The 12,600-nt window shown below is 69.2% G+C and carries 8 protein-coding genes; 2 read left to right on the forward strand and 6 right to left on the reverse strand.

Annotated features, from left to right (window positions below):
* Window positions 1-52: 52 nt before the first annotated feature.
* Window positions 53-673, forward strand: a complete 621-nt coding sequence (locus tag AU196_RS19615; RefSeq protein ID WP_059096735.1) for a TetR/AcrR family transcriptional regulator — start codon at window positions 53-55, stop codon at window positions 671-673.
* Here the strand turns inward: AU196_RS19615 and AU196_RS19620 are convergent.
* The 4 genes from AU196_RS19620 to AU196_RS19635 all read right to left on the reverse strand — a co-directional run bounded on the left by AU196_RS19620 (window position 670) and on the right by AU196_RS19635 (window position 4,456).
* Window positions 670-1,758 (reverse strand): methyltransferase, encoded by a 1,089-nt coding sequence (locus tag AU196_RS19620; RefSeq protein WP_059096736.1) that lies wholly within the window; start codon window positions 1,756-1,758, stop codon window positions 670-672. The genes AU196_RS19615 and AU196_RS19620 overlap by 4 nt on opposite strands.
* Before the next feature lie 4 nt (window positions 1,759-1,762).
* A complete protein-coding gene (locus AU196_RS19625; protein ID WP_059096737.1) occupies window positions 1,763-2,149 on the reverse strand; it encodes a hypothetical protein in 387 nt (128 codons plus the stop codon).
* 86 nt (window positions 2,150-2,235) lie between these two features.
* Window positions 2,236-3,081, reverse strand: coding sequence for a MaoC/PaaZ C-terminal domain-containing protein (locus AU196_RS19630; protein ID WP_059096738.1), 846 nt, complete (start codon window positions 3,079-3,081; stop codon window positions 2,236-2,238).
* 1 nt (window position 3,082) lies between these two features.
* Window positions 3,083-4,456 (reverse strand): 3-oxoacyl-ACP reductase, encoded by a 1,374-nt coding sequence (locus tag AU196_RS19635; RefSeq protein ID WP_059096739.1) that lies wholly within the window; start codon window positions 4,454-4,456, stop codon window positions 3,083-3,085.
* A 110-nt stretch (window positions 4,457-4,566) separates the two neighbouring features.
* On the opposite strand from AU196_RS19635, the gene AU196_RS19640 reads away from it, so the two are divergent.
* Window positions 4,567-5,868, forward strand: a complete 1,302-nt coding sequence (locus AU196_RS19640; RefSeq protein ID WP_059096740.1) for an acetyl-CoA C-acetyltransferase — start codon at window positions 4,567-4,569, stop codon at window positions 5,866-5,868.
* A gap of 372 nt (window positions 5,869-6,240) precedes the next feature.
* Here AU196_RS19640 and AU196_RS19645 read toward each other — a convergent pair whose 3' ends face one another.
* Both AU196_RS19645 and AU196_RS19650 read right to left on the reverse strand, forming a co-directional pair.
* Window positions 6,241-8,076, reverse strand: coding sequence for an acyl-CoA dehydrogenase (locus AU196_RS19645; protein ID WP_059096741.1), 1,836 nt, complete (start codon window positions 8,074-8,076; stop codon window positions 6,241-6,243).
* Window positions 8,077-8,350: 274 nt separating this feature from the next.
* Window positions 8,351-12,481, reverse strand: a complete 4,131-nt coding sequence (locus AU196_RS19650; RefSeq protein WP_082695800.1) for a serine/threonine-protein kinase — start codon at window positions 12,479-12,481, stop codon at window positions 8,351-8,353.
* Window positions 12,482-12,600: the final 119 nt, after the last annotated feature.

A 12,600-nucleotide genomic window follows, 5' to 3' on the forward strand; every position in this document is an offset into this window, starting at 1 on the left:
GCGGCGTCGTCCTGGCTCGGCCTCGGCGTGCGCGATTGCTTATCCTCGAACGATGGCCGGTGGAACGAAGCGTTTGCCCCGCGCGGTGCGCGAGCAGCAGATGCTCGACGCGGCCGTGCAGATGTTCTCGGTGAACGGCTATCACGAGACCTCGATGGATGCGATCGCCGCCGAGGCGCAGATCTCGAAGCCGATGCTGTATCTCTACTACGGCTCGAAGGAGGAGCTCTTCGGCGCGTGTCTGGATCGGGAGCTCAGCCGGTTCGTCGACGAGGTGCGCAGCAAGATCGACTTCAGCCAGGGTGCGCGTGACCTGCTGCGCAACGCGGTGCTGTCGTTTCTGACCTACATCGACACCAACCGCGCGTCGTGGATGGTGCTCTACACCCAGGCGACCAGTTCGCAGGCCTTCGCCCACACCGTGCGCGAGGGTCGTGAACGGATCATCGACCTGGTCAGCCGGCTGCTGCGGGAAGGCACCCGCAACCCGGAGCCGGACACCGATTTCGAGATGATGGCCGTTGCGCTCGTCGGCGCGGGCGAGGCGATCGCCACCCGGGTCAGCACCGGCGACGCGGACGTCGACGAGGCCGCCGAGCTGATGATCAACCTGTTCTGGCGCGGTCTGAAGGGCACCCCGTCCGACAAGGACGCCGCGGTCGCCTCGAACTAGACCGCCGCGCCCTCGATCAGGCTGATGGGGCTGACCGTGGGCACCACCCGGGTCAGCTCGAAACCCGCGTTCCGGTACAGCTTTCGATACTCCGCCTCGGTGCGTTCCCGGGCGGCGGTCGCCATCAGCATCTCCATGTCCGTCCAGTTGCCGACGAACGGACGGCGATGCCCGGGGATGACGAACTCCGCCAGCAGCAGTGTGGTGCCCTCGTCGGCGGCGGCGCGGATGTTGCGCAGGATGGTGAGCGCGTCCGCGTCCGGCCAGTCGTGGATCACGTTCTTGGCGACGTAAGCGTCGGCGCCGGCGGGCACGCTGTCGAAGAAGGATCCGCCGACGATCTCGACCCGGTCGGCCACCCCGTGGGTGCGGAGCAGTTCGGGGGCGCCCTCGACGACCTGGGGCAGGTCGTAGAGCACACCGCGAGACGACGGGGTGGCCGCCAGGATCGCCGAGAGGAACCTGCCGTGGCCGCCGCCGACGTCGACGATCGTGGCGAACCGGCCGAAGTCGTAGGCGGCGGTCACCGGCGCCACCGCGGCCTCGGAGAGGTTGGTCATCGCCGCGTCGAAGATGGCGCCCAGGTCCCGGTTCTCGGCCAGGTATTCGAAGCCCGGCATGCCGCGCAGCTTCGGTATGGTCGCCTCGCCGGTGCGGACCGCCTCGAGCAACTGGCTCCAGTGTTCCCGGTGGGCGGGGTGTCCGACCATGCGCGCCACACCGGCGACCGACATCGCCGAGTCGGTGCGCAGGGTCGCGCCGAGCGCGTTGAGCGTGTAGCGGCCGTCCCTGCGCTGGGCGAAGATGCCCTCCCCGATCAATCCCCGCATCAGCCGGGCCAGTGCGTCGGGGTCGGCGCCGACGCGCCGCGCGAGTTCGTCGGCGGTCAGTGGCCCGTCGGCCAGCGCGTCGGCCACCTTCAGGTCGGCCGCCACCGTGATGCCCTGGGAGACCCACGCGCCGAGGATCTTGTCCAACATCACCGCCGACGGCGGCGCGCTGCGTTGGTGCAGGCGGTCGAGGACGTGGCGCACCCGTTCGACGGCGCGGACCAGGCGGACCGGTGGCATCTTGGGCGTGGCCACGGCGTCAGAGGGTCGCGGAGACCGGACCGAGTTGCTGGCACAGGTGTGCGGGCGGCTGCCCGACCCACCTGCCACAGCCCCTGCCCGTCGCGGTGTAACTGGCGCCGGGGACGTACGGCGCCAGGAGGACCTGCGCGCTGTCGCGGCCATGCGACTGCATGCAGGTGGTCGGCGATGCCGTGCCGCTGAGCTGCAGACACGCCACGCTGAACCCTGGTGCGGCGGGCCAGGCGCACTCGGCCGGCGCCACGGTGGCGGCGACCGAGTTGTCCACCACCACCGGGGCGGACAGGCTGTAGGTGCACGGTGGCACGGGCTGGGCGTGCGCGACGGCGGTACCCGCGACGGTCAGCGTCGCGGCGGCCGAGAGAGCCAGGCAGGCCCGAATCATGCCTGACATGGTAGGGCGGCCCCCGCCGAGACTGCTGGGAGATCGCGAAATCTCGCCGATCCGCGATCTCCCGGCAGTCTCGCGGACTACAGAGCGCGCACGGTACCCGTCAGGTGAGGTTCACCCTTCTTGTTCCGCAGCGTGAGGTCCCAGCCACCGTCGGCGGCGCGCTCGACGTAGAGCCCTGCTTTGGCGGGCAACACGACGGGTTTTGCGAAGCGCACCGAATACCGCGCCGCGCCGGGGATCTGTCCCTCGATGTTGGCCAATACCGCTGCCGCCGAGAACATTCCGTGGGCGATCACCGTCGGGAAGCCGAACAGCTTGGCCGCGACGGGGTTGGTGTGGATCGGGTTGTGGTCGCCACCGACCGAGGCGTACCGGCGGATCTGGCCGGCGGTGATGTTCAGCAGCGCGTTCGGCGGGCCGAGCCGGGGCTGCTTCTCCGGCGGCGGTTTGGGTTCGTCCGACAGGCTGGTCCGCTGCTGGTGCAGGAACGTCGTCACCTGATGCCACGCCAGCTCGTCGCCGACCTTGACGTCGGTCACCACGTCGACCAGCAGACCGCGACGGTGCTCACGCAGATTCTCGGCGTGCACGGCCGCGGAGACCGTATCGCTGACCGAGATGGGCCGGTGCTGGGTGACGTGGTTCTCGATGTGCACCGAACCCATTGCGGCGAACGGGAAGTCGAATCCGGTCACCAACGACATCACGGTCGGGAAGGTCAACGCGAACGGATAGGTCAGCGGTACGGTGTCGCCGAACTGAAGGCCGGTCACGTCGGCGTACGCGGCGACGTTCGCCGGGTCGATCGACAACTCGTCGACGGTGAGGGTGCGTTCGGGCAGCGATTCCCCGCGCGGGACGAACGGCAGGGCACCGGCCGCCGCCCGCAACAGGTTTCGCGCTCCACTGGGTTGTCCGCTCACGTCAGGCTCCCAACATGGCTTGGCCGCACACGCGAATGGTGTTGCCGGTCACCGCATTCGACGCCGGGCTGGCGAAGTAGGCGATGGTCTCGGCGACGTCGACCGGTTGGCCGCCCTGATACAGCGAGTTCAGCCGGCGGCCCACCTCGCGGGTGGCGAACGGGATCGCCTCGGTCATCTTCGTCTCGATGAACCCGGGTGCGACGGCGTTGATCGTGATGCCCTTGTCGTGCAGCTTCTCGGCCAGCGCGTCGGTGAGGCCGATCATCCCGGCCTTGGTGGTGGCGTAGTTGGTCTGCCCGCGGTTGCCGGCGATGCCCGCCATCGACGACAGGCCGATGACCCGGCCGCCCTCGCCGAGCACCCCGCTGTCCACCAGGCCCTCGGTGAGCCGCAGCGGCGCCAGCAGGTTGACGGCGATCACCGAGTCCCAGCGGCCCTCGTCCATGTTGGCCAGCAGCTTGTCGCGGGTGATGCCCGCGTTGTTGACGAGGATGTCGAGCTTGCCGCCATTGACGTCGGAGAAGTGGGCGCGGACGTGTTCGGCGATCTTGTCGACGGCGTCAGGGGCGGTGACGTCGAGGGTCAGCGCGGTGCCGCCGACCTTCTCGGCGACCTTGGCCAGTTCATCCGTGGCGCCCTCCGGAGCCTTCATGTCGACGGCGACCACCGCCGCGCCGTCGCGGGCGAACACCTCGGCGATGGTGGCGCCGATGCCGCGGGCCGCACCGGTCACCACGGCGACCTTGCCCGCCAGCGGCTTGTCCCAGTCCGCAGGCGGTGCGGCGTCGTCGGCCCCGACCCGGTACACCTGACCGTCGACGTAGGCCGACTTGCCGGACAGGATGAACCGCATCGTCGACTCCAGGCCGGTCGCGGCGGTCTTGGCCTGCGGCGACACGTACACCAGCGACACCGTGGCCCCGCGCCGCATCTCTTTGGCCAGTGACCGGGTGAAGCCCTCGAGTGCGCGCTGCACGATCTGCTCGTGCGGGCTCGTCGCCTCGTCGGGGTCGGTGCCGATGACGACCAGCCGCGCGTTCGGCGTCAGGTTGCGCAGCAGCGGCGTGAAGAACTCGTAGAGCCCCTTGAGCCCCTCGGGTTCGGTGATGCCGGTGGCGTCGTACACCAGGCCGCCGAACGAGTCGGCCCACTTCCCGCCGATGTTGTTGGCGACGATGTCGTAGTCCTCGGCCAGCGCCGCGCGCAGGGGTTCGACCACACGGCCCTCGCCCGCGATCAGCAGCGCACCCGGCAGTGGCGGTTCGCCCGGCTGGTACCGGCGCAGCGTCTCGGGCTGGGGAATTCCCAGTTGTTTGGCCAGAAACGAACCCGGGCCCGAGTGGACAATTTGGGTATAGATGTCGGAGGCCACTTCAGCTGCCTTTCGTCTGCGGAGTGGAGGTCCCACCCAGAACTTACTCCAGAGTAAGAACGGTGGGTAATATCGGGAATTAGATAACCGGAACGACAGTGGAGGCAAACGTGGCTGACAGCAGAAGCATGCGGCGGGTCGCCGTCCTCGGCGGCAACCGGATACCGTTCGCCCGTTCCGACGGCGCGTACGCGAACGCGTCCAACCAGGACATGTTCACCGCGGCCCTGGGTGGGCTGATCGAGCGGTACAACCTGCAGGGCGAGAAACTCGGCGCGGTGATCGGCGGCGCGGTGCTCAAGCACAGCCGCGACTTCAACCTCATGCGGGAATGCGTACTCGGCAGCGCGCTGTCGTCGTACACTCCGGCCTTCGACATCCAGCAGGCCTGCGGTACCGGCCTGCAGGCCACCATCGCCGCGGCCGACGGCATCGCCGCCGGACGCTACGAATCCGCGGCGGCCGGCGGGGTGGACACCACCTCGGACGCGCCGATCGCCTTCGGCGACGACCTGCGCAGGACGCTGCTCGGCCTGCGCCGCGCCAAGTCCAACGTCGACCGCCTCAAGCTCGTCGGGAAGCTGCCCGCGGCCGTGGGCATCGAGATCCCGGTCAACAGTGAACCGCGGACCGGCATGTCCATGGGCGAGCATGCCGCCATCACCGCCAAGGAGATGGGCATCAAGCGCGTCGACCAGGACGAGCTGGCCGCGGCCAGCCACCGCAACATGGCCGCCGCCTACGACCGGGGCTTCTTCGACGACCTGGTCACCCCGTTCCTCGGCGTGTACCGCGACAACAACCTGCGCGCGGACTCGTCGGCCGAGAAGCTGGCCAAGCTCAAGCCGGTGTTCGGCGTCCGCCACGGCGACGCCACGATGACCGCAGGCAACTCCACCCCTCTGACCGACGGCGCGTCGGTCGCGCTGCTGGCGAGCGAGGAGTGGGCGCAGCAGCACTCCGTCGAACCGTTGGCCTACTACGTCGACGGTGAGACCGCGGCGGTGGACTATGTCAACGGCCGCGACGGCCTGCTGATGGCGCCCACCTACGCGGTCCCGCGGCTGCTCGCCCGCAACGGGCTGACGCTGCAGGACTTCGACTTCTACGAGATCCACGAGGCGTTCGCGTCGGTGGTGCTGGCGCACCTGCAGGCGTGGGAGTCCGAGGAGTACTGCAAGGAACGCCTCGGCCTGGACAGCGCGCTGGGGTCGATCGACCGGTCGAAGCTCAACGTCAACGGCTCCTCGATCGCCGCCGGGCACCCGTTCGCCGCGACCGGCGGTCGCATCGTCGCGCAACTGGCCAAGCAGCTCGCCGAGAAGAAGAAGCAGACCGGTCAGCCGGTGCGCGGGCTCATCTCCATCTGCGCCGCGGGCGGGCAGGGCGTGGCGGCCATTCTCGAGGCCTGACGAACGGCCGGAAAAAGTTCCGCGGAACGGTGTAACGCCCTTCGGCGCCGTGCCGATATCCCTGGTAGCTCCGTGTTGCCGTCTGACCCCCCGACCCGACGGCAACACGGGGCCACTTTCTTGCGATCGACCGCTCTACACCTCTGGTCAGAGGGGAATCTGAGGCGTACGATCGATCGCACGACGGGTTCGGGAGTGACTGATCCAAATAGCCGGTGCAGGGGTGAAGAACCGGCGGCGCGAGACACAGTGAAGACGCCCCCATTGTCCTCCCGGACCCGCCCTTCTTTTTCCGCCCCCACCGCGAGCAGACACCAGCCGTTCAACGCAAGAGGCCCCCGCCGTAGCGGGGGCCTCGCGCGTTGATGCGGATCAGAACGCGGCTTCGTCGAGCTCCATGATCTCGCCGTCGAGGTTCTCGACGACCTGGCGGGTGCTGGTGAGCAGCGGCAGGAAGTTCTTCGCGAAGAACGACGCCACCGCGACCTTGCCCTCGTAGAACGACTTCTCGGCACCGGCGGCACCGTCGTCGAGCGCGCCGATCGCGACCGCGGCCTGCTGCTGCAGCAGCCAGCCGATGACCAGATCGCCGACGCTCATCAGGAAGCGCACCGAGCCGAGGCCGACCTTGTACAGCTCGGCCGGGTTCTCCTGCGCCGCCATCAGGTAGCCGGTCAGCGAGGCCGCCATGGCCTGGACGTCCTCCAGCGCCGTGGCCAGCAGCGCGCGCTCGGCCTTGAGCCGGCCGTTGCCCGACTCGCTCTTGACGAACTGCTCGATCTGACCCGCGACGTGCGCCAGCGCCTGGCCCTTGTCCCGCACGATCTTGCGGAAGAAGAAGTCCTGCGCCTGGATCGCGGTGGTGCCCTCATACAGCGAGTCGATCTTGGCGTCGCGGATGTACTGCTCGATCGGGTAATCCTGCAGGAAGCCCGAACCGCCGAAGGTCTGCAGGCTCTCGGTGAGCTTGGCGTACGCCTGCTCGGAGCCGACACCCTTGACGATCGGCAGCATCAGGTCGTTGACCTTCGCCGCCAGCTCCGGCTCGATGCCGTGCAGCGCCTTGGCCACCTCCGCGTCCTGGTGCGTCGCGGTGAACAGGTACAGCGCGCGCAGACCCTCGGCGTAGGCCTTCTGGGTCATCAGCGAGCGGCGCACGTCCGGGTGGTGCGTGATCGTGACGCGCGGTGCGGTCTTGTCGGTCATCTGGGTCATGTCGGCGCCCTGGACGCGCTCCTTGGCGTACTCGAGCGCGTTGAGGTAGCCCGTCGACAGGGTGGCGATCGCCTTGGTGCCGACCATCATGCGGGCCTGCTCGATGACGTCGAACATCTGCGCGATGCCGTCGTGCACCTCGCCGACCAGCCAGCCCTTGGCGGGAACGCCGTGCTGGCCGAAGGTCAGCTCACAGGTGGCCGAGACCTTCAGGCCCATCTTGTGCTCGACGTTCGTGACGAAGGCGCCGTTGCGCTCGCCCAGTTCCCCGGTCTCGGGGTCGAAGTGGAACTTCGGGACGAAGAACAGCGACAGACCCTTGGTCCCCGGACCGGCGCCCTCGGGGCGGGCCAGCACCAGGTGCATGATGTTCTCGAACATGTCGTCGGAGTCGGCGGAGGTGATGAACCGCTTGACCCCGTCGATGTGCCACGTGCCGTCAGGCTGTTGCACGGCCTTGGTGCGGCCGGCGCCGACGTCGGAACCCGCATCCGGTTCGGTGAGCACCATCGTGGCGCCCCAGTTGCGCTCGGCGGCCAGCTTGGCCCACTTCTTCTGCTCTTCGGTGCCGTTGTTGTAGAAGATCTGCGCCATGCCGCCGCCCATCGCGTACATGTACGCGGCGGGGTTGGCGCCGAGGACGTGCTCGATCAGCGCCCACTGCAGTGCGCGGGGCATCGGGATACCGCCGAGCTCCTCGTCCATGCCGGCCTTGTCCCAGCCGGCTTCGAAGAGCGCGCGCATCGACTTCTTGAACGCCTCGGGCAGCTTCACCGTGTGGGTCTCGGGGTCGAACACCGGCGGGTTGCGGTCGCCCTCGACGAACGATGCGGCGATCGGCCCCTCGGCCAACCGCGCCATCTCGTCGAGCATCTCGCGGGCGGTATCGGCGTCCAGGTCGCTGTAGTCGCCCTGGCCGAGGGCCTTGTCGACGCCGAATACCTCGAACAGGTTGAACACCTGGTCGCGGACGTTGCTCTTGTAGTGGCTCACATTGCCTCCTCGATGAGAAATGCCACCTGCGGTTGGGTACTTCGGGCTAAGTTACCCACCAGTAACTGCGCCCGACTATACCGCTCGGTAACTTCAACGCAAAGCGGCGGCGAGCAATTTCCACCGCCTAATCAACCGGGCGGTTGGCCGAGGTCGGCCACCGCTGCCGATTTCCCGGTTGAGCTGGGATTTCTCTGGAATGTGATGCTCATCACGTCGGCGTGATCAGGATGGACGCGCGGGCCGGGTCGCCGTGTGGGGAACGGGTTCGAGGTCAGCTCAGGAGCGCTCGGGCACGGACGATCTCGGGCAGGACGCCGTCCGAGGGCAGGCGCCGCGCGGCGTCCGCCAGGACGTCCCGCGCCGCCGCGCCGCGCAGGTCGAAGTCGTCGAGCGCCGCGCGCAACTCGAGCAGCGGGGCGTCCTGTGTGCGGGCCCGCGTCCTCGCCGATGCCAGGTCCGCGGTGCGGGCCTCCAGCTCGCGGTGTGTGCGGGCCCGCGCTCGGAGCAGTTCGGCGTCGTGGAAGTGCATCCCGGTGTCCGCGGCGATCTGCAGCGCCGTTCCGATCCGCTGCCGTGCTTCGTCGCGGCGGTCTGCCGCCGTCAACAGTTTCGCCAGCACACAGTCGTAGTGGGTCTGATAGATGTACAGCCCCACTGCCCGCCAGAAATCGATGAACTCCGTCATGGCGGTGATCAGCGCCTCGAGCGTCGTGTGATCCGGGTCGGGGGTGGACAGGGCCATCTCGGCGTCGACCATGCACTGTTCGGTCGCCCCGAACAGCTGCCAGAAGTCGAACCCGTGATGTTCGGCCCTCTCGATCATCTCGGCGACGAGTGCGCGCGCCCGGTCGAACTGACCGGCGTCCACGCGCATCCAGATCTCCATGTCGATCGCGTTGACGATGTTGTACGGCCCGAGCGGGACCCCCAGTTCGAGCGCGCGGTCCCGCGCGGCGGCGGTTGCGGCCTCCGCGCCGGCCAGGTCGCCGTGCCAGAGCCGGTCCATCGCCAGATGTTCGTGTGCCATCGACACCGGATCGTGGGGGACGAACCAGAGCTCGCTCATCCGGCTGCGGTCCTCGACCGCGACGCTCACCAGGGCCTTGCCGAAGTACTCGCGGGCATCGGCCATCTCACCGCGCACGAACGCGATGGTGCCGAGGGCGCCGTTGATGGCGGGCTGGAGCCAGGCCCGACCCGTGTCGGGAGTGGACTCGGCGAGCGCCAGGATCTGCGCCGCGCGGTCGAGGTCGGCGCGTGACATGTAGTAACTGCTCACCGACACCAACGTGGACCACACGTCGTCGTTGCGCAGATCGGTTCCGGCCAGCGCGAGGCAACGCTCGAAATCGTCGGCCACCGAGACGCTCTGGTAACCCTCCATGGCGGCCGCCAGGAATCCGCGTTCGAGCCGTGGTCTGATCTCGAGTCGGTCGCGGGCCGCGCCGGGGGGACTCTTCTCGAGCTCCGACAGCGCGTGGGTGAGGTAGGTGCGCGCCTCGGTCAGCGCGCCGCGAAGGCGTGCGGCGGCGGACGCCTCGCGATACGCCGCGGCCGCGTCGACGTACCGGCCGGCGTTCTCGTAGTGCGTGGCGACCAGCCGCCAGTCGGGGTCGCCCGTCGCGCCGCCCATCAACGCGTCGGCGGCTCTGCCGTGCAGATCCCGTCGCACGCTGGGCGGTGCGAGCTCGGCGGCGACCTCGCGGAGCAACTCGTGCCGGAAACGCCACCCGCCTGCGCCCTGGGGTTCGAGGACCTGGGCGTCCTCGAGTTCGTCGATCACGTCGTCGACGTCGTCCTCCGCGAGGCCGGACACCGCGATCAACAGCCCGCGGTCGACCTGGCGCCCGATGACGGCGGCGGCCTCGACGACGGGCACGACGTTGGGCCGGGTCAGCAGGCGAGCGAACAACGGCTCGTAGAGCGGGTCCGGCACGGTCGGTCGGTTCTCCTCGGGACCGGTCTGGCCCAGCCCGCTGACCACCTGCTCGATGTAGAACGGGATTCCATCGCAGCGCTCGCGAACGGCTGTGCGCTCCTCGGCGGTGACGGTCGGGTCCAGCGCGAGGATCAGCGCGTCCACCTGATCGTCGGTGAGCGGCACCAGGTCGAAGACCTTGGCGGGCCAGTCGTCGGGGAGCCACCCGCCGTGCCGGCCGGTGATCACGACGAGCCGGCGGCCGCCTGCGGTACGCAGCACCTCGCCGATCAGCTCGAGTGTCGACGGGTCGAGCCAGTGGCCGTCCTCGACGACCACCAGAGCCGGCGCGTCGCCGATGCCGGCCGACAGATACCGCAGGACCCCGGCGGCGATCTCCTCCTGCAGCTTGCGGCCGTCGAACGGCGACGCCTCGTAACCGTGCTCGGGCGAGACGCCCAGGACAGGCGCCAGCAGCGCGACGAACATGTCCGGGTCCAGGCCCCGCCGCGCGAGCTCGGCGCGGAGGAGCTCGAGCCGCCGCCTCGGTTCGGTCAATCTCGTGATGCCGCAACGGCGTTCGAGGAGCGTCCGCACCGGCTGCAGTCCCACGTCCGCGTGGAACGGCGACCCGGCCAGTTCGAGGACCGTGCCACCGTCGGCTTCCACCAGTTCCACGATCCCGGTCACCAGGCGGCTCTTGCCGATCCCGGCCTCCCCGCGGATCACCACGCCGGGTGTGGTCAGCGTCCCGGCCTGGGCCCGCACCCAACCCCTGCGCAGGCGCGACATCTCACGCTCGCGGCCCACGAGCGGTCCGGTCGGCCCGCGCGACGACTCAGCGCGTTCGCTGACCACCCGCGAATGGCTGATGAGGCCTTTGACGCCCTTCACCGGCGCGGGGGGCAGCGGTTCCAGTTCGAAGGATTCCTTCACGAGCGGTTCCACCGAATCGGACACCACGACGCTGCCGGGCGGCGCCAGGCCCGAAACCCTCGCGGCCATGTTGGCCGCCAGCCCGAACACGTCGTCCTGGGCGGTGTCGAGGTACACCAGCCCGCGGTGCACGCCCACCCGCACGTTGATGCGTAGGCCGAACCTGCGCTGCGCCTGATCACTCAGGCGCGCGACGTCGCGGGTGACCTCCAGGCCGGCCTGCACCGCGCGCCGGACGTCGTTCTCGTGCGCGACGGGATAGCCGAAGACGATCAGCAGGCCGTCGCCCTTGGTGGAACCGATGTGCCCCTCGTACTTGGCGATGATGCGCAGCACCTGGTCCCGGTACCGGCCGACGAGCAGTCGGTAGGTCTCGGGCTCGACCTCGGTCGACAGCACCGTGGAGTCGACGAGGTCGGCGAACATGATGGTCAACCGACGGATCTCCCCGGGTTCGCCGGGGGCGGCGAGCAGGTCTTCGGCGTCCGCGTCCGCCCGCCCGGCCTCGGGGGCGGGCGGCGGCGCGTCGGCGGGGTCCCCGCCGCGGTGGATGGCCGAGACCGTGTGGTCGAGCAACGCGTCGATCGACGATCCCGTGCGCGGCCTCTCACCGGTGTCCGGGAGCGTGGGAAACCCAAGGGGCGCCGGACGTTCCGCTCCGCAGTCCACGGAGGGAGCCTGGTCTGTGCGCATCTGGTCGGCACGGTGGCGGCCTTCACGCGTGGACGAGGCGAGCGTGGTGGTGACGGCCGCCCGGGCGGCGTGTGCCAGCTCCCTGGCCGTCTGGAAGCGCTCGTCGGCGTCCTTGGCCATGCCTCTGGAGATGACGGCGTCGAATTTCTCGGGCACGCCGGCCACGACCGTCGACGGCCTGGGCGGTGGTGTCATGAGGTGACCGGCGATCTGCTGTTCGAGGCTGTCGCCGTGGAACGGGCGCGATCCGGTCAGACATTCGTAGAGCACGCACGCCAGGGCGTAGGTGTCCGACCGCGCGTCGCCCCGCCCGTCGCGGAACCGCTCCGGTGCCATGTAGCAGAAGGAGCCGACCGCCCTGTCGACCGACCTGAGGCCGGTGTCGTCGATCGGCCGGGCGATGCCGAAGTCGATGAGGTAGGCGAAGTCGAACCTCGCCACCAGGATGTTGGACGGTTTCACATCGCGGTGGACCAGCCCGCTTTGATGGGCGGCGTCCAGGGCGGCCGCGACCTGGTCGACGATCATGACCGCGCGAGCCGGGTCCAGCGGCCCGTCACGCAGGAGTCGGCGGAGATCGCGGCCCTCGATCAACCGCATGTCCACGTACAGGCGGCCGTCGATCTCGCCGAACCCGTGGATCGGCACGACATGCGGATCGCTGAGCCGGGCCGCCGCGTGCGCCTCCCGCAGGAACCGCGCCCGGTATTCGGTGTCGGTTCCGAGGTGGGCCGGCAGCACCTTGACCGCCACCGTGCGGTTGGTCGAGGTGTCGTGAGCCCGCCAGACCTCGCCCATCCCGCCCCGGCCCATGAGTTCGACCAGCAGGTAGCGGCCGAAAGGTATGCCGTCCACTGTCCGCCCCCAGGAACCGTCAGCGATCACGCGGTCGATTCACCCTAAGGCCGCGCAGATGCCGATGCGGCTACTTCACGACGCCGACCTCGGATCCCTTTGACGACGCAATTGCCGAC

The organism is Mycobacterium sp. IS-1742 (genome assembly GCF_001500125.1).
Classification (GTDB): Bacteria; Actinomycetota; Actinomycetes; order Mycobacteriales; family Mycobacteriaceae; genus Mycobacterium.